The sequence below is a fragment of the Neisseria mucosa genome, assembly GCF_013267835.1.
Classification (GTDB): domain Bacteria; phylum Pseudomonadota; class Gammaproteobacteria; order Burkholderiales; family Neisseriaceae; genus Neisseria.
In genome coordinates this window covers 1,206,640-1,225,412 of record NZ_CP053939.1, presented here as the reverse complement: position 1 = coordinate 1,225,412, position 18,773 = coordinate 1,206,640, and the positions used below count along the sequence as shown (strand labels likewise).

Sequence of the window (18,773 nt, the reverse complement as noted above, 5' to 3'; positions counted from 1 at the left end):
AACAGATAAAAAAGGCCGTCTGAATTTCAGACGGCCTTTGATTTGGCTGTGATTAGTCGGCAACTGCCATCAGGCTGGCGTTACCACCGGCAGCGGTAGTATTGATACTGCAAGAGATTTCTTCAAATACTTGCAGAATGTCCAGACCTTGTTCGGAAGTCAGGATGCGGATGAGCGCACCGTCGCGGCCGGCCAACTCTTGTTTGCGCTCGCTGCTCAAAGGTTCGATAGCGGCAACATGGCTGATGCCTGCGTTTTCAGGTTTGCTGTTGACTTGCAACAAACCGTCCAAATCGGCTGAGTAGGAAGCCAACGGGCTGTTAGGCTCAACAACGGTTTGGATGCCTGCGGCTGCCAGCTCGGTCAGGGCAGAGAAGGCTTGCAGCAGATTGCCGCCATGTACCCAAACGCGTTTTGGAGAGCGCCAGCTCAATGAGTTGCGTTCGCCGGTCGGGCCGACCAATACGGTTTCGGCTTTGCGCAGGGTACGGACGCGGGCGTGACCCAAAGCTGCGGCTGCGGCTTTTTTCTCTTCTGCGTTAAACGGCAGTTTGTGAACCAGGGTTTCCAAACGTTTGAGCGCGTCTTCGTCTGCTTGGCCGATGCGGCTGAGGGTTGGGGCAACCCATTCAGGAGTACGGACCAGGCGTTGCAGATAGAATGAACCGCCTGCTTTTGGACCGGTACCGGACAAGCCGTGACCGCCGAAAGGTTGTACGCCGACAACGGCACCGACGATGTTGCGGTTAACATAGATGTTACCGGCTTCGATGCGGTCGCGGATGTGGTCGACAGTACCTTCGATACGGCTGTGTACACCGCTGGTCAAAGCATAGCCTTTGGCGTTGATTTGGTCGATGAGTTGATCCAATTCGCTGGCGCGGTAGCGGACAACGTGCAATACAGGGCCGAATACTTCGCGTTGCAACTCGTTCAAGTTGTTCAATTCAAACAGGATTGGACGAACAAAAGTAGAGTTGTTGCTATCAACGTCGGCAGCAGTTTTGACTTCGTGGTAAGCCTTCGCTACGCCTTTCATTCGGTTGATGTGGGCCAACAGGTTTTGTTGGGCTTCAGCATCGATGACAGGGCCGATGTCTGTGGTCAGTTGGGTCGGTTTGCCGACAACCAATTCGTCCATTGCACCTTTGATGATGTTGACCATTTTATCGGCAACATCTTCTTGAACGCACAAGATACGCAGAGCGGAACAACGTTGGCCTGCGCTGTCGAAGGCAGAGTTCAATACATCAAGGCAGACTTGTTCCGGCAGGGCGGTAGAGTCTACGATCATCGCGTTTTGACCACCGGTCTCGGCAATCAGGACAGGGCTGTCGTCGCGTTTGGACAGCGCTTTGTTGATCAGGCGCGCTACTTCGGTAGAACCGGTGAAGATCACGCCGCCGATGCGGGCATCGCCGGTCAGGGCGGAGCCGACATCGCCTGCGCCGAGTACGAGTTGCAGCGCAGAAGTCGGAATACCGGCTTGATGCATCAGGGAAACGGCGTAAGTAGCAATCAGGCTGGTTTGTTCGGCAGGTTTGGCGATAACGGTATTACCGGCTGCCAATGCAGAAACCACTTCGCCGGTAAAGATGGCCAATGGGAAGTTCCATGGGCTGATGGCAACGATTGCGCCGACGGCTTTGGCATCTTTAGGCAGGGTGTTCTCAGCTTCGTTGGCATAGTAGCGGCAGAAGTCAACGGCTTCGCGTACTTCGGCAACGGCGTTGTTCAGGGTTTTACCGGCTTCGCGGACGGCCAGCATCATCAATGCAGGCGTGTGTTGTTCCAACAAATCGGCAAAACGGCGCAGGCAGTCGGCGCGTTCTGACGCAGGTTTGGCGCTCCACTCCGGCAGGGCGGCAATGGCTGCGCCAATAGCTTCTTGAGCCAAGGCTGCATCGGCAAAGCTGACAGTGCCGACAACATCGTTGTGGTCTGCAGGGTTGCGGACGGGTTGCGCTTCGCCCACGTTACGCGCTTCGCCATTGACGATAGACGCGGCGTGGAAGTCTTCGGAAGAAGCTTGGTTGAGTTTTTCTTGCAGGTTTTGCAATACGTTTTCGTTGCTGAAATCGACGCCTTGGGAGTTCAGACGGCCTTTGCCATACAAATCGCGCGGCAGAGGCAAGGCCGGATGCAGGTGGATGCCTTGTTCGGCGATGGTGTCGAACGGGCTCTTAATCAGGCGGTCGATGCTGATGTTTTCGTCAACAATTTGGTTCACGAAAGAAGAGTTCGCACCGTTTTCCAGCAGACGGCGTACCAAGTAGGCAAGCAGGGTTTCGTGTGTGCCGACCGGGGCATACACGCGTACGCGGCGGCCTAAGTTTTGCGGGCCGACCACTTGGTCATACAGGGTTTCGCCCATACCGTGCAGACATTGGTGTTCGAAGTCTTTGCCTTTACCCATTTGGTAGATTGCGCCCAAAGTGTAGGCGTTGTGGGTGGCAAATTGTGGGAACACGGCATCTTGCGCATCCAAGAGTTTGCGTGCACAGGCAAGGTAGGAGATGTCGGTGTGGACTTTACGGGTGTAAGTCGGATAGCCTTCCATGCCGTCTACTTGAGCCCATTTTACTTCGCTGTCCCAGTATGCGCCTTTAACCAAACGGATCATCAGTTTTTGGTTGTTGCGGCGGGCCAGGTCGATCAGGTAGTCGATAACGAACGGACAACGTTTTTGGTAGGCTTGAACAACGAAACCGATACCTTTGTAGCCGGCCAAGTCAGGATCGGAAACCAAAGCTTCCATCAAGTCCAAAGACAATTCGAGACGGTTGGCCTCTTCGGCATCGATGTTGATACCGATATCGTATTTTTTACCCAAAAGGAACAATTCTTTCAGGCGCGGCAGCAGTTCGCTCATCACGCGTTCGTGTTGGGCGCGTGAGTAGCGTGGGTGGATGGCGGAAAGTTTGACGGAAATACCGTTGCCTTCGTAAACGCCTTGGCCTGCGGCATCTTTACCGATGGCATGAATGGCTTGAACGTAGTCGTTGTAGTAGCGGTTGGCATCTTCTTCGGTGTAGGCGGCTTCACCCAACATATCGAAGGAGAAGCGGTAACCCATTTTCTCGCGCTCTTTACCGTTTTGCAGCGCTTCTTCAATGGTTTGACCGGTGACGAACTGTTTGCCCAGCAGGCGCATAGCGTAGTTAACGCCTTGACGGATCAGAGGCGCGCCGCCTTTGCTGATCAGACGGCTCAATGCGGAACTCATCTGTTTGTCGTTTGTCGCGGTCAGTTTGCCGGTAATCAGCAGACCCCATGCGGCCGCGTTAACGAAGAGGGAAGGGCTGTTGTTCAAGTGGCTTTTCCAGTTGCCTTCAGAGATTTTGTCGGCAATCAGGCGGTCACGGGTGGCATTGTCCGGAATACGCAGCAGGGCTTCGGCCAGACACATCAGTGCAACACCTTCTTCACTGGAGAGGGAAAACTCATGCATCAAGGCATCTACACCGCTGGCTTTGGTACGGCTGGCACGGACTTGGGTAACCAAACGACGGGCAAGCTCGGAAGCGGCGTTGCGCTCTTCGTCGGTCATCTGTGCACGTTGCAACATATCCTGTACGGCTTCGATTTCATCGCGGCGGTAGGCATCGGTTATCGCTTGGCGCAGAGGAGTTTGTGTTGGAAAAGCAAAGTTAAACATTATTTAAGTTCTCCAGAGGTTTTTTCATGATTTCAGACGGCCTGGATAGGATTGCTAAAACAGGTATTCTGAAGGATAGTAATATCGTAATAAATTTATGATGCGGATACAAGATGCATCCGCATAAATTGCTGTTTTTTCTGATAAGTATCAGATTATTTTGAAACAGTTTATGTCGTAAAAACGGCCTGCACGGAATCATGCAGGCCGTCTGAAAACACCTTATTTAGAGGCGCGGTATTCTGCGTCTGCTTTTTCAAAGCGTTCTTGCAATTCACGTGAAGGTTTTTTGTCGATCAGGGACACCAAAACAATCACGAGTGTGCAAATGATAAAGCCGGGGACGATTTCATAGACGGTAGAGAAGCCTGTTTCTTGTGCAGCCAGAGCAGGTTTTTTGATCCATTCGGCCCAAACCACTACAGTCAGCGCACCTGCAATCATGCCGGAGAGTGCACCGTAGGCAGTAATGCGTTTCCACAGTACAGACAGGATAACAACCGGACCGAATGCGGCACCAAAACCTGCCCATGCGTAAGCCACCAAGCCCAATACTTTGCTGTTAGGATCAGAAGCAATCAGGATGGAAATCACGGCAATCGCCAAAACCATCAGACGGCCAATCCATACCAACTCGGCTTGTTGTGCTTTTTTACGCAGGAAGCCTTTGTAGAAGTCTTCGGTAATCGCGCTGGAGCAAACCAACAATTGGCAAGACAGGGTGGACATTACGGCGGCGAGAATCGCGCTCAAGATGATACCGGCAACCCAAGGGTTGAAGAGCAGGGTGGCCAAAGCGATGAAGATGCGTTCGTGGTTGCCGTTCATTTCATCAACGTGGGCAGGGTTGGCACCGAAGTAAGCGATACCGAAGTAGCCGACAGCCACGGCACCGGCCATACACAGAATCATCCAAGTCATACCGATGCGGCGTGCAGAAACCAAGGATTTGGCACTTTCGGCAGCCATGAAGCGGGCCAAAATGTGCGGTTGGCCGAAATAGCCCAAGCCCCAAGCCGCGGTGGAGATAATGCCGATGACGGTCGTTCCGGCAAACAGGCTGCCGTATTCTTTACCGGTAGAAGCGGCAACTTGTTGCATAGCGGCATTCATTTGATCTGCACCGCCCAAGCCCAAGTACACCATTACAGGGGTCAGGATCAATGCAAAAATCATCAAAGAAGCCTGCAGGGTATCGGTCCAGCTTACGGCCAAGAAACCACCCAAGAAGGTATAGGCGATGGTTGCGCCGGCACCCAGCCACATGGCTTGATTGTAAGACATACCGTGGAACAGGCTTTGGAACAGGGTAGCACCGGCCACGATGCCTGAAGCACAGTAAATAGTGAAGAAGAACAAGATAATCAGTGCGGAAACCACTTTCATCAAGTGACCGCCGGCACCGAAGCGGTGGAAGAAGTAGTCAGGCAGCGTCAGTGCGTTGTTGGCGTATTCGGTATGCACGCGCAGGCGGCCTGCAACCAAAAGCCAGTTGAAGTATGCGCCTACAATCAGACCAATGGCAATCCAAGCTTCATTCAAACCGCTCAGGTAAATGGCACCGGGCAAACCCATCAAGAGCCAACCTGACATATCGGAAGCACCGGCAGACATCGCGGTCACGAACGGGCCCAAGCTGCGGCCGCCGAGGATGTAGTCGTCGAAGTTGCGGGTTGAAAAATAGGCGGCAAGGCCGATCAGTAGTACGGCGACCAAATAGATCGCGAAAGTGATATACATGGGATTCATGTACTTATTCCTCATCTAACTTTTAAAAGGGGTTTGAAATTGCAAGCAATTCATACCCAAACTTTTTTCTAATAAAAATACAGCTTAAAAATCCTGTTTTTTGCGAGAGAGACAGGATAAATTATTTTCAAATACAATAAAATACGAAATCTTAATGCATTAAATTGTAAATAATTTAAACCAGCATACCGTAAAAAGTCGCTTTTGCAAAGCGAAGAACCCTGCCTTTATTCAAAATTGATGCCGTCTTTTGGCTAAGTCATTTAAAAACATAAAAATATATAAATTTTTACCGATGATGACGAAGGAAAGTGTGTGAAACTATCTTTCCTGATGTTTTTTGGGGATTAAAGAGAAAAAGTAATTAAACGACTTGGACTTTCAGACGGCCTTGTGCAGAAACCCCGTATCTGTGTCGGGCAGATACGGGGGTTTTTAGAGAAAAAGACTATATTAAATAGAAAAATCGTCTTTTAATAAGTGTTTGTAAGCAAAGAGATAAGAGGCCGCGACAAAGGATGATCCGCCCAGGACGTTGCCTAAGAAAACAGGAATCATGTTGTAGAAAAATTGACCCCAGCTGACGTTTGCGCCCGCCCAAATGCCGGCCGGAATGATGAACATATTAGCAACAAAGTGTTGAAAGCCGATTAATACGAAGATCATAACCGGGAACCACATGGCCAAGATTCGTCCTGAAGTATGGCGTGCGCCGAAGTAAAACCAGATGCCCATACACACCATCCAGTTACATGCGATGGCGGAGACGAATGCGCGGCCGAAGTCCATATTGACTTTGGCTTCGGCAATGGCAATGGTTTTCGCTGCGGCCGGCCCTTCGGCAAGGCCGACGTAGTGGCCAAGGAAATAGGCCATAGCTACGGCGCCTGCCAGATTGCCCAAGCTGACAATCAGCCAGTTGCGCACCAGTTTGTGGGTGCTGACGCGGCCGGTCAGCTTACCCAAGGCCATAATCATCATATTGCCTGTTGCCAACTCGCCGCCGCCGATTAAGATACAAATCAGTGCGATAGGGAACACGGATGCGCCCAACAGGGCGGCCAGACCGTTCCATTCGGCAGGAATGCCGCTGATGACGCGCAGGCAGGCAAGATAGCCGAAGCCGACATAACCGCCGCCTAAGAAACTCAAAATCACCAACATCTTGATGCTGAATTCAGATTTGGCGCAACTCTTGCCGATGGCGTCCTGCAAAATTTCATGAGGGAACAGGTCTCGTGTATCCATGAAGTTTCCTTAAGGTTAATATAAGAATAAAAATATCTTTCTTTATCATGCGGATGGCGAGTTTGCCTGAGAATATGGCGGACAGGAAATAACGGCTGATTGTAAGGATAGAAGCGTAGGTTATATATTGGCAGCCGATGTGTGAAAGGCCGTCTGAAAGCAATACTTTCAGACGGCCTTTAGATGGGGGAATGGGAATTATAAGCGCGTTACGCTTAAAACGCCTTTGATGTCGCCCAGACTGGCCAATACACGCGGCAGGTCGTTGACTTGGCGGACTTCAAGGGTAAAGCGCATGCTGGCTTCCAAATCGCGTGATTGGGTTTGCACCGCGGTAACGTTGAGTTTGTGCCGCGCCAGCGCATCCGAAACGTCGCGCAGCAAACCGGAGCGGTCTTGGGCGCGGATTTCGACATCGACGGCAAATACTTGTCCTTCCTGCAAGGCTGCCCAGCTTGCGTTCAACACTTTTTCCGGAGCCTGTTCGGCAAGGTGGCGGAAAGAAGGGCAGGTGCAGCGGTGGACGGAAATGCCGCGGTCGCGGGTAACAAAGCCCACAATATCATCGGGTGGCGCGGGTTTGCAGCATTTGGCAAGCGTGGTCATCAGGCCGTCTTCGCCGTCAATCAGAATGCCGTTTTTGCCGCCTTTTTTGATTTTAGACTGTTTGACGATATTGGTCTCGTCAACCGGTACCGGAGCCGGTTCGATCAAAGCACCGCAGGCCTTACTGATGGCGCGGTTGGAAATTTCGCCCTGACCGATGGCCGTATAGAGTTCGTCAGTTTTTTTGAAGCCGAGTTTTTCCGCCAATGCTTGCAGATTGGGTTTGGGGAAGATTTTTGACAACTGTTTGTCCAGTTGGGCCCGGCCTGTTTCGCGCACGGTATCCGCATTTTGCTGGCGGATGAAGGCACGGATTTTGCTGATGGCGCGGTTGGATTTGACCCAGCCTTCGTAGAGCCAGTTGACGGAAGGATTGCCTTCTTTTGCAGTAATGATTTCAACGCGTTGTCCGTTTTCCAAAGGCGTGGACAGCGGTACGATTTGTCCTTCAACTTTTGCACCGCGGCAACGGTCGCCCACGCTGCTGTGCAGGGCGTAGGCAAAGTCGATGGGGGTCGCGCCCGTAGGCAGGGAGAGGACTTTGCCGTGCGGGGTCAAAACATAAATCGTGTCGTTGAAAAGTTCGGTTTTGAAGGCGGCGGCGAGGTCTTCCTTGCCGCTTTCGGCCATGTTTTCGCGCCAGTCCAAGAGTTGGCGCAACCAGGCGATTTTCTGTTCGTAGGCGGAATCGCCCTTGCCGCCTTCTTTATAACGCCAGTGGGCGGCGACACCGAATTCGTTGAATTGGTGCATGTCGAAGGTGCGGATTTGGACTTCCACACCTTTGTCTTCCGGGCCGACGATAACGGTGTGCAAACTTTTGTAGCCGTTGCCTTTCGGGTTGGCGATGTAGTCGTCGAACTCGCCCGGAATCGGCTGCCAGAGACTGTGGACGATACCCAGCGTGGTGTAACACTCGGGAACGGTATCGACCAAAATCCGTACGGCGCGGATGTCGAACAGGCCGTCAAAAGTGAGCTTTTTCTTCACCATTTTTTTATAAATGGAGTAGATATGCTTCGGTCTTCCGGCAACTTCAAAATGAATATTGTATTTTTTCAGTTCCGTACGCAGGATATTGAGGAAATTCTCGATATATTCGAGGCGCTCGGTGCGCTTTTCGTCCAAAAGCAGGGCGATTTCGCGGTATTTTTCCGGCTCTTGATGGCGGAAGCCCAAATCTTCGAGCTGCCATTTGAGTTGCCACACGCCCAAGCGGTTGGCGAGCGGGGCAAAAATGTCGAGGGTTTCTTTGGCAACGGCGCGTTTTTCAGGATTGTCGGGAACGTTGCTTAAGAATTGGAGGGTGCGCGTGCGCATCGCCAGTTTGATCAGGACGACGCGGATGTCGGTAACCATCGCCAACAGCATTTTACGCATGGTTTCGGCTTGTTGGGCGCGCTCTTCCGGCGTGGCAAGGCTGTCCACGCGTGCGAATTGGGTCAGTTTTTGTACTTCGTCTACGCCTTTGACCAGCTCGCAAACGGTGCTGTTGCAGCGTTCGGCAACCAATTCTTGCCAAGTGGGAACGTATTTGCCGATGTCGGACAAAATCGTAGCGGCTACGGCATCGGGCAAGAGGTCTAGTTCGCTGACGATTTGCATCGAGCCGAGAAAATGTTCCATTAAAGGCTCGCCGTAAGTCGTTAGGGCATCGGCGGGATAATGTTCTTTAGCCAGGTCAAAGGCCGTCTGAATCAGGTTTTTATCGGGATCAGGCAGCGCGGCAACATAGCCGTCGAACCATGCGAGGAGGCCTTCCAGCGTTACGCTCGATGTTTGGGGCGTTTGGCGAATAGTGGTCATGGCGTGCGTTTTTTTCTTTTTGATAAAAACGTTGCTATTGTAACAGTTTATTGCGGGCAGCCCTAGATTTGTATGCGAATGCTGCACTATGTTTCAGGAAGCCTTGTTTCAGACGGCCTTGGGTGTTATGGTTAACCGTTTTGAAATTTTAAGGAGCATTGCCATGAAACTGTATATTTACGACCATTGCCCATTTTGCGTCCGTGCGCGGATGATTTTTGGCTTGCGCGATGTGGCGGTGGAAGAGGTTGTTTTGGCGAACGATGACGAAGCTACGCCGATTGGCATGATTGGCTCAAAACAAGTGCCGATTTTGCAAAAAGAAGACGGTTCGTTTATGGGCGAGAGTTTGGATATTGTCCGCTATATCGATCAAGGCCGTCTGAAAGAAGAGGTTCGTCCTGAGGTTCAGGCTTGGTTGGACAAAGTGGGCGAATACAATAACAAATTGGTACAGCCGCGCATGGTCAAAATCGGCCTGCCCGAATTTGAGACCGATGAAGCGAAACAATACTATATTGACAAAAAAGAGAAAAATATCGGCAATTTCGAGACTAATCTGAACAAAACGGCGCAGTATCTGGAGCGTTTGCATCAAGACTTGGCCGAACTGAAAACGCTGGTGTGCGAAGGCGAGGGTTTGGGCGGTGAAATCAGTTTGGAAGATATCCTGACTTTCCCTATTTTGCGCAATCTGACCGTTGTGCGCGGTATTCAATGGCCGCAAAAATTGATGGATTATTTGCTGGCGATGAGCGAGCGATCCGGCGTGGCTCTGTATTTTGACCGTGCGTTGTGATGAATGTTTGAAACATAAAAAAGGCCGTCTGAACATCTTTCAGACGGCCTTTGGGTTTAATAGGCAATCGTATCGGCAACCTGTGACAAACCGTTTTCCAACGATTCAAGCATGGCGGTATAGCCGTCGCCTTGTTGTGGCGTGATGGCGTTAAACGGTTTGCTGCGTCCGTCCGGCCATTGTGCATAACCGCTGATGGTGGTCTGCCCCTGATAGCTGCCTTGGAAGGCTTCGATATAGACTTTCAGGGTTTGGCTGCTTTGGCTGCGTGAAGCAGGGACGAAAGTATAGCGCGGATTGAGGCGGTTGAGCTTGTTGCTGAGGTTGGCCGCCAACGCGCCATCGAGTGGCGCCGCCCAAAGGTGGTTTTTCGCCAGATTCACATGATAGGCGTCGGTTTGGTAAACGAGGCCGCCGTTGGCAAGCGGTTCGGCAAGGTTGACTTTGACCGCGATTTCGTTGCCTTGTGCAGCCGGACGGATGTACTGGCTGTCGGGCAGGACGAAATATTGTGTGCTTTGCGCGGTGCCGCAGGCGGCAAGCGTCAGGGCGACGGCAATCGGGAAGAGGCGCATTATCGGCTTCCTTTCGGGATGGGGTCTTTGCTGCTGCTGTTGAAAATCAGCGCATTGGGTTTTTCTTTCAAAGTATTAATCACGGGTTGAACGTCTTTTAAGGTTTTGTCCAAACTTTGCAGCGTATTTTGCACGTCGCCGTAGATAGGCGATTGCGGCGATACACCTTGCAGGGTTTGACGCAATTCTTTCAGGGTTTGGTTCAGCTCGTTCGGAATGTTTTGTGTCTGCGGTTTACCGACCAGTTTGTCAATAGAGCTTAGGGCGGCATTGGCAGATTTGAGTGTGGACTTGAGCTCGGCAAGCGAGCCGTTCAAGCCGGCAACGGTTTTATCCAATGGCAGGTTGTTGAACTTGTCTAACAAATCGGCCACTTTTGCCTGCAAATCGTCCAAACCACCGCCTTGTGTGGCGATAACGGTATCGCCGGCATAAACGGTATGCGGTCGCAGCTTGGGCGAGGCGGAAGGCTGATCGTTCAACTCAATCATTTTGCTGCCGGTCAGCAGGTTGTTGCTGGAGATGGTGGCAGTCAGACCTTTGTTTAAGGCCGTCTGAAATTGTTGTTTCCAATGCTCTTTGCTTTGCTCGTCGGCATTGATTTCCAAACGGGAAGGCTCAATGCGGATGCGCACGGGAATCCAGCCGTTTTCAAACAAATGCAGGCTGTCGTTGCGGTCGAAATAGGGAACGTCGGAAACCACGCCGACATTCAGGCCTTTGTATTCGACGGGCGAACCGGCAGTCAGGCCGCGTACGGATTGTTTGAAGAATGCGGTGTAATACAGCGAGCGGTTGTCAGGCAGATTGGCCACTTCGCTGCGGCTGTCATAAAGCGTGAAGCTGTCTTCGCTTTTGACGTTTTTACTGTTTTTGGTTTTCGGCGAATCAAACGAAATCGCGCCCGACAGCAGGGCAGGCAGAGGAGCGGAGTTGAGTTTGACGCCGCTGCCTGTGGTTTCGATATTGATGCCGTTCTCCAACCAGAAACGGCTTTCCGAATTAATCAGTTTGTCGTTGGGGCTTTGGATGAAAATGGTGTAATGCACACTTTGGTCGGACGGGTCGAAATGCGCGCTTTCTACTTGGCCGACCATAAAGTTTTCATACAAAATCGGGCTGCTGGCATTGAGGATGCGGTCGTTTTTGCCGATCAAATTCAGGCGCAGGCCGCTTTGACCGATGGCGGCAATCGGCGGAATGTCTTGGACGACAAATACATCTTTGGTTTCTTGGCTTTTGCCAGGTGTAAATGCGATATAAGAGCCGGAAAGCAAGGTTCCCAAGCCGGTAACGCCGCTTTGGTCGATACGCGGTTTGACCACCCAAAATTGGGTATCGCTGCGGATAAGGTCTTTGGCATCGGCGCTGAGTTGGGCGGTAACTTCCACGCCTTTTTGGTCGTCGCGCAATTTGATGCGGGTAACGCGTCCGACATCGACGTTCAATACCTTAATAACGGTGTTGTTGACTTCGATGCCTTCGGCGCTATCCATCAACAGCGTAACGACAGGGCCGCGGTTGCGGATGTCTTTAACCAAAAGCCAGCCGCCGGCAATCAGCGCAATCAGCGGAATCAGCCACACGACAGAAGTGAAGACATTGGTTTTCTTGACACGCGCCGGGGCGTGATAATTGGGTGAAGAATCGTGTTTTTTCATTGTTTTAAGGTCTGGTCAGAATCAAGGCCGTCTGAAAGCTGCTGTTGTTTGTCCCAAATCAGACGGGGATCGAAATAATAGGCCGAAAGCATGGTCAAAATAACGACCAGGCAGAAGTAAACCGCCGCACCACCCGGCACGACGCGCGCCATATTGGTGTGGAACGAACTCATCAAAATAATAATCACAAAAATATCAATCATCGACCAGCGGCCGATGGATTCGGTAATCCGATACAAAACCGACATTTTGTCCGCGCTCATTACAGGCTTGAAGTATGCGGAATAAATCAAAACCGCCATCGCGATAATCTTCAATACCGGCACCATAATGCTCGCGCTGAAAATAATCACCGCAATCAACCGGTCGCCGTCGTCCCACATATAAACAATGCCGTTGAAAATCGTATTGATCTCCAAAGCCGTCGGGTTGGACGAAATCATAATCGGCAGGATGTTGGCAGGGAAATACAGGATAAACGCCGCCACTAAAAACGCCAGCGAAATGCTCAGGCTTTTCGGGCGGCGGCGGTATAAGTCCGCACCGCAAACGCCGCAAGGCTGCTCGTCTTTATCGCGGAAATACAGGCAGCGGCTGCAACAGATTTTGTCTTCAGAGGCCGTCTGAACCGCATGGCCGCCGGTTAAACGATGAATCTTATAATAAACCCAATGCTGCGGAATCGATACCGAAGTCCGAATCAGCATGACCGACAGCGGAAACATCAGATAAAACGCCGAGCCGAACTCTACCGTAGCAACGGACGAGAGTTTGATATACGCCACCAAAGTGGAAATGAAAAACACATCCACCATAATCCAATGACGCAGCCGCACCAATACACGCGTCGCAAAGCGCAGCGCAGGGTAGGCCTTTTCGCGTATCAAAGCCGTATAAACATAAAGGCAGAGCAGCAAAAACAGTAAAGGCGCGCCGAAAGTAAGGATAAACATCACTTCCGCCAGAAAACCGTAATCCAGCGAAATTAAAAGCCGCATCATTTGTGGTAGCGACAAAATCGATGTCACGCCGAACAAATCGACGCGGATATACACCATATTGTACGCAAACGCCATCAGAATCAAGGTTGTCAGCGCATAGGCGATCGGCGCGATATACGGATTGTTTTCCACCTCCACGATTTCATGGTTGCACACCGGACAATGCGCTTCCTGCCCCTGACGCAGGCGCGGAATATCCATACGGCAGCCGCAATCGGGGCATTCCACCGTATGTGCAGGCAGCGTCGCATCAGGAAGATAAGACTTGTAGCGCCACCAGCGATGGTAGGCAGGAATCCGTTTCATGGTTCGGCAGGGGATAAAGAAGGTGCAAAGAGTGTCGCATTATAAAGGAAAACAGCAGGATAGCCCAAATTTAGCAGATATTTGGTTGAATGGCGGCTGCTTCATAAGAAGGCCGTCTGAAAAGGCAGCAAAGGTTTCAGAAGACGCTGGCTATGGGCCGTTAGATTTTATTAATAAGACCCAATTGAATTTATTGTCATTGAAATAGAAATGATATATATTATATTTAAAAAAGATGAGACTTATTGAATTGCAAAAGGCACGCCAACACTGAGCCGGAAGCATTTAAAAAGTTACATTCTTTATTTTTAAAACGATTTTTTCAAAGAAGACGGCATTTCAACACAATAGAGGCCGTCTGGAGCCGTTTGTCCCCTATTCAAAGGAAACATCATGAGTGAAACCCAAGAGCTGACTTTCGCCAAACGCTTGAAAGAGCAAACCACAGTTACACACGACAGCGTTGATAACTTGGTTATGTTTGTCCAGCCTTTCGTCAGCAAAGAAAACTACATCAAATTTTTGAAACTCCAATCAGTTTTCCACAAAGCTGTCGATCACATCTATAAAGATGCCGAATTAAACAAAGCCATTCCCGAACTCGAATACATGGCGCGTTACGATGCCGTAACCCAAGACCTAAAAGACTTGGGCGAAGAGCCTTACAAATTCGACAAAGAATTGCCGCATGAAACAGGCAATAAAGCCATCGGCTGGCTCTATTGCGCCGAAGGTTCAAATTTGGGCGCCGCTTTCTTGTTCAAACACGCTCAAAAACTCGAATACAACGGCGAACACGGCGCACGCCACCTGGCCCCGCATCCCAACGGCCGCGGCAAACACTGGCGCGCCTTCGTCGAGCACCTGAATGCCCTGAACTTAACTCCGGAAGCCGAAGCAGAAGCCATTCAAGGCGCGCAGGAAGCGTTTGCCTTCTATAAAGTGATTCTGCGTGAAACTTTCGGTTTGCCGGAAGGCACAGAAGCCCCCGAAGGCATGACGCCGCACAGACATTAAAAATAATGAAACAAACAAGGTCTCGGCATGGATGTTTGCAGAGACCTTTAATTACACGACACAGATTTAGTTGTACGGGTTGCTGTCTTATTAATCATTAATGATTATCAGAAATTTTTTATGCATTAACTGATGGATGAACAATCCATTACATCTTGAGTTGATAATATGAAACCATTACAAATGCTCCCTATTGCCGCGCTGGTCGGCAGTATTTTCGGCAATCCAGTCTTGGCAGCGGATGAAGCTGCAACCGAAACCACACCCATTAAAGCAGAGATAAAAGAAGTCCGCGTTAAAGGCCAGCGTAATGCGCCTGCAACCGTGGAACGTGTCAACCTCGGCCGCATTCAACAGGAAATGATACGCGACAACAAAGACTTGGTGCGTTACTCCACCGACGTCGGCCTGAGCGACAGCGGCCGCCATCAAAAAGGCTTTGCCGTGCGCGGTGTGGAAGGCAACCGTGTCGGTGTCAGTATTGACGGCGTGAGCCTGCCTGATTCGGAAGAAAACTCACTGTATGCCCGTTATGGCAACTTCAACAGTTCGCGCCTGTCCATCGACCCCGAACTCGTACGCAACATCGAAATCGTGAAGGGCGCTGACTCTTTCAATACCGGCAGCGGCGCATTGGGTGGCGGCGTGAATTACCAAACCCTGCAAGGCCATGATTTGCTGTTGCCTGAGCGTCAGTTCGGCGTGATGATGAAAAACGGTTACAGCAGCCGCAACCGCGAATGGACAAATACACTTGGGTTCGGTTTGAACAACGACCGCGTGGATGCCGCTTTGCTGTATTCGCAACGTCGCGGTCATGAGACTGAAAGCGCGGGCGAGCGTGGTTATCCGGTAGAGGGCGCCGGCAGCGGAGCGAATATCCGTGGTTCTGCGCGCGGTATTCCTGACCCGTCCAAACATAAATACCACAGCTTTTTGGGTAAGATTGCTTACCAAATCAACGACAACCACCGTATCGGCGCATCTCTCAACGGTCAGCAGGGCCACAATTACACGATCGAAGAGTCTTATAACCTGACCGCTTCTTCTTGGCGAGAAGCCGATGACGTAAACAGACGGCGCAATGCCAACCTGTTTTACGAGTGGACGCCCGATTCGAATTGGTTGTCGTTGTTGAAAGCGGACTTCGATTATCAGAAAACCAAAGTAGCGGCGGTTAACAACAAAGGCTCGTTCCCGATAGATTATTCTACCTGGACGCGCAACTACAATCAGAAGGATTTGGACGAAATCTACAACCGCAGCATGGATACAACCTTCAAACGCATTACATTGCGTATGGACAGCCAGCCGTTCCAATTCGGCGGTCAACATCGTTTGTCCCTCAAAACGTTTGCCAGCCAACGTGATTTTGAAAACTTAAACCGCGACGACTACTACTTCAGCGGCCGTATTTTACGCACGACCAGCACGATTCAGCATCCGGTGAAAACCAACAACTATGGTTTCTCGCTGTCTGACCAAATCCAATGGAACGACGTGTTCAGCAGCCGCGCAGGTATCCGTTACGACTACACCAAAATGACGCCGCAGCAACTGAATGCCGAGTGTCATGCTTGTGACAAAACACCACCTGCAGCCAACACTTATAAAGGCTGGAGCGGTTTTGTCGGCTTGGCTGCACAGCTGAGTCAGACATGGCGTTTGGGTTACGATGTAACTTCCGGTTTCCGCGTGCCGAATGCGTCTGAAGTGTATTTCACTTACAACCACGGCTCAGGTACCTGGTTGCCTAATCCGAACCTGAAAGCCGAGCGCAGCACCACCCATACCCTTTCTCTGCAAGGCCGCAGCGAAAAAGGCACTTTGGATGCGAACCTGTATCAAAGCAATTACCGCAACTTCTTGTCTGAAGAGCAGAAGCTGACCACCAGTGGCGATGTCGGCTGTACTCAGATGAATTACTACTATGGTATTTGTAGCAATCCTTATTCCGAAAAACTGGAATGGCAGATGCAAAACATCGACAAGGCCCGAATCCGTGGTCTTGAGCTGACAGGCCGTCTGAATTTAGGTCAAGTGGTTTCTTTTGTACCTGAAGGCTGGAAATTGTTTGGTTCTGTCGGTTACGCGAAGAGCAAACTGTCAGGCAACAACAGCCTGCTGTCCACCCAGCCTCTGAAAGTGATTGCCGGTGTCGATTACGAAAGCCCGAGCGAAAAATGGGGTGTGTTCTCCCGCTTGACCTATCTGGGAGCGAAAAAGGCCAAAGACGCTCAATATACCGTGTTTGAAAACACTGGTTGGGGTACGCCTTTGCAAGAAAAAGTAGTAGATTACCCATGGCTGAACAAATCGGCTTATGTGTTTGATATGTACGGCTTCTACAAACCAGTGAAAAACCTGACCCTGCGCGCGGGCGTGTATAATGTGTTCAACCGAAAATACACTACTTGGGACTCTCTGCGCGGTCTGTACAGCTACAGCACCACCAACGGGGTTGACCGCGATGGCAAAGGCTTAGACCGCTACCGCGCACCCGGCCGCAATTACGCCGTATCGCTGGAATGGAAATTCTAAGCAGTTAACGGATAGCTAAAGGCCGTCTGAAAGTTTTGATGACTTTCAGACGGCCTTTTTTAGTTAAAACGAAATCCTTAATCGGATAACAACGGTTGCTGCCGAACAATCGCGCGGATGATGGCGCGGTTGGGGTGTAGTGCGGTTCTCAGCCTTTGTGATAGCGGATGCGGCAAGCCGAGTATTTCGGCTGCAATGGCAGCGGCGCAGATGGGGGCTGTCGCCAGGCCGCGTGTGCCGTGTGCCGTATTGATGTAGGCATGGGGCAGGTAAGGGCAGGGAATATTGTCGAGGCGGTAGTTCTTGTCCAATGCCAGTTTGGCGTAGGCGGACTGCATGGCGGCGATGTCGCCGAGTGCGCCGACAACGGGCAAGTGGTCGAAGCTGTCGCAACGCAGGGCGGCATGGCCTTGTGTGTCTTGAAGGCCGTCTGAAAACGAATTTTGCTCAAACAGGGATTGTGCCAATGGCGGATTGAGCTGGTGCAGGGCGGCACGGTTGTCGGCTTCTTCGTGCGGATACCAAGTTTCATCGTTGCTGTTGAGGACAAATGTTGCGCCGTAGCAGTGGCTGCCTTGCCAGCTCGGGCTGATGTAGCTTTCGCCGGAAATAGCGCAATGCAGCTTTTGTGAAAACGGGCTGGCGGACACAACGCCGGTTTGGCCGCGGATTTGGCGGAAAGGCAGGGCGGAGACATTGGTGTCGGCAGCAGTCGGGCTGTGCGCACCCATGCAGTAAACGATATGGCTGGCGTTGAAATGCGCGTTTGGCGTGTGTGCCGTCCATTGTGCGCCGTTATGTGATACGGCGGTCAGCGGCGAGTGTTCGTGTAACTCGATCAGCGGATGGTTCAATAAGGCATGCACGACGGCAGGCGGATTCAGCCATACGCCTTGCGGCCAGTAAAGGCCGTCTGAAAATACGTCTATGCCTGCGATGGACGCAGCCTCTTCGGCGGATACGCTGCGGTAAAGGTGCTTATGCTGGTGTTGCAAACCCAAGGCTTGATTGCGTTTGCGTTCGCTGTCGTCAAAATTCAAATGCAATACGCCGTCGCCTCCCCATGCGTCGGAGTTGGGCAGCAAGTTTTCCAGTAATCGGCGCGTGTAGCCGTAGCCTGTCAGCAGCAGCTCGGTTTGTTCGGTATCGTGCGGCGAGATTTTGGCGTAGAGCAAGCCTTGGCGGTTGCCGCTGCCTGCCTGCGCCGCTTTTCCGGCCTCTAAAACGGTAACGCGTACGCCGTGTTCCGCCAGTTTGCGTGCGGTCGCTGCGCCGGCAATGCCTGCGCCGATAATCAGGACGTGTTCGGGCGCGGCTTGATGTTCAGGCCGTCTGAACCAAGGTTTTAGAGGAGTTGGGATGGATTGGGGTATGGCTTCGGTTTGCCATTCGATATGAGGGAAATGTTCGTGCAAGCAGTCGGCGCGGTGTGGCGGAACCAGCCAAAGGTGCACGTCAGGCAAGAGGTTTTCCAAAACATTGACGCTGTTGAACTGAAGGCATTTCATGGCTTGAACGAGGCGGCTGTTCAGACGGCCTTCAAGCTCGGATGGCCGATTCGATAATGGAAAATCGGGAATATGGTTTTCAGGCAGGCAGACAATCAAATAAAGCGGCGCGGTATGTTGTTCGATGGCGCGGCAAAGGGTAGCAAGGGAAGGTGTGGTGTTCCAAGCAAGGCAGGTCATGATGAAAGGCCGTCTGAAAAAAGAGGCTTTATTGTAACGCGGTTTGCGCGGATAGAATATCCGGACGGGTTTTGATAAAATCTTTCGATATTTGTTTTCCCATTGATTTTCATACAGG

General features: G+C 51.4%; 11 protein-coding genes. 3 read left to right on the top strand and 8 right to left on the bottom strand.

Features of this window, described 5'->3' with window-relative positions; genetic code table 11:
- Positions 1-52 precede the first annotated feature (52 nt).
- The 4 genes from putA to FOC66_RS05705 all read right to left on the bottom strand — a co-directional run bounded on the left by putA (position 53) and on the right by FOC66_RS05705 (position 9,067).
- Positions 53-3,658, bottom strand: coding sequence for a bifunctional proline dehydrogenase/L-glutamate gamma-semialdehyde dehydrogenase PutA (putA, locus tag FOC66_RS05720; protein WP_003747536.1), 3,606 nt, complete (start codon positions 3,656-3,658; stop codon positions 53-55).
- A 222-nt stretch (positions 3,659-3,880) separates the two neighbouring features.
- Complete coding sequence (putP, locus tag FOC66_RS05715) at positions 3,881-5,407, bottom strand: sodium/proline symporter PutP (RefSeq protein WP_003747535.1); 1,527 nt, start codon at positions 5,405-5,407, stop codon at positions 3,881-3,883.
- A 453-nt stretch (positions 5,408-5,860) separates the two neighbouring features.
- On the bottom strand, positions 5,861-6,655 hold the full coding sequence (locus tag FOC66_RS05710) for a formate/nitrite transporter family protein (protein ID WP_003747533.1): 795 nt from the start codon (positions 6,653-6,655) through the stop codon (positions 5,861-5,863).
- A 198-nt stretch (positions 6,656-6,853) separates the two neighbouring features.
- Entirely contained in the window at positions 6,854-9,067 is a 2,214-nt protein-coding gene (locus tag FOC66_RS05705; protein ID WP_003747529.1) for a RelA/SpoT family protein, read from the bottom strand.
- A gap of 88 nt (positions 9,068-9,155) precedes the next feature.
- On the opposite strand from FOC66_RS05705, the gene grxB reads away from it, so the two are divergent.
- On the top strand, positions 9,156-9,866 hold the full coding sequence (gene grxB / locus FOC66_RS05700; RefSeq protein WP_003747527.1) for a GrxB family glutaredoxin: 711 nt from the start codon (positions 9,156-9,158) through the stop codon (positions 9,864-9,866).
- A gap of 56 nt (positions 9,867-9,922) precedes the next feature.
- Here the strand turns inward: grxB and FOC66_RS05695 are convergent, their stop codons facing one another.
- The 3 genes from FOC66_RS05695 to FOC66_RS05685 are packed head-to-tail and all read right to left on the bottom strand — an operon-like array spanning position 9,923 to position 13,409.
- Complete coding sequence (locus FOC66_RS05695; protein WP_003747525.1) at positions 9,923-10,441, bottom strand: PqiC family protein; 519 nt, start codon at positions 10,439-10,441, stop codon at positions 9,923-9,925.
- Positions 10,441-12,102 (bottom strand): intermembrane transport protein PqiB, encoded by a 1,662-nt coding sequence (pqiB, locus tag FOC66_RS05690; RefSeq protein WP_003747523.1) that lies wholly within the window; start codon positions 12,100-12,102, stop codon positions 10,441-10,443. Before pqiB ends, FOC66_RS05695 begins: the two co-directional genes overlap by 1 nt.
- Positions 12,099-13,409, bottom strand: coding sequence for a paraquat-inducible protein A (locus tag FOC66_RS05685; RefSeq protein WP_003747521.1), 1,311 nt, complete (start codon positions 13,407-13,409; stop codon positions 12,099-12,101). Before FOC66_RS05685 ends, pqiB begins: the two co-directional genes overlap by 4 nt.
- A gap of 393 nt (positions 13,410-13,802) precedes the next feature.
- Between FOC66_RS05685 and FOC66_RS05680 the strand changes: the two genes are divergently transcribed.
- Positions 13,803-14,426: a biliverdin-producing heme oxygenase gene (locus FOC66_RS05680; RefSeq protein WP_003747519.1), complete on the top strand. Its 624-nt coding sequence runs from the start codon at positions 13,803-13,805 to the stop codon at positions 14,424-14,426.
- 168 nt (positions 14,427-14,594) lie between these two features.
- Positions 14,595-16,967 (top strand): TonB-dependent hemoglobin/transferrin/lactoferrin family receptor, encoded by a 2,373-nt coding sequence (locus FOC66_RS05675; protein ID WP_003747517.1) that lies wholly within the window; start codon positions 14,595-14,597, stop codon positions 16,965-16,967.
- 77 nt (positions 16,968-17,044) lie between these two features.
- Here FOC66_RS05675 and mnmC read toward each other — a convergent pair whose 3' ends face one another.
- Complete coding sequence (mnmC, locus tag FOC66_RS05670; protein WP_003747515.1) at positions 17,045-18,655, bottom strand: FAD-dependent 5-carboxymethylaminomethyl-2-thiouridine(34) oxidoreductase MnmC; 1,611 nt, start codon at positions 18,653-18,655, stop codon at positions 17,045-17,047.
- Between the last annotated feature and the right edge of the window lie 118 nt (positions 18,656-18,773).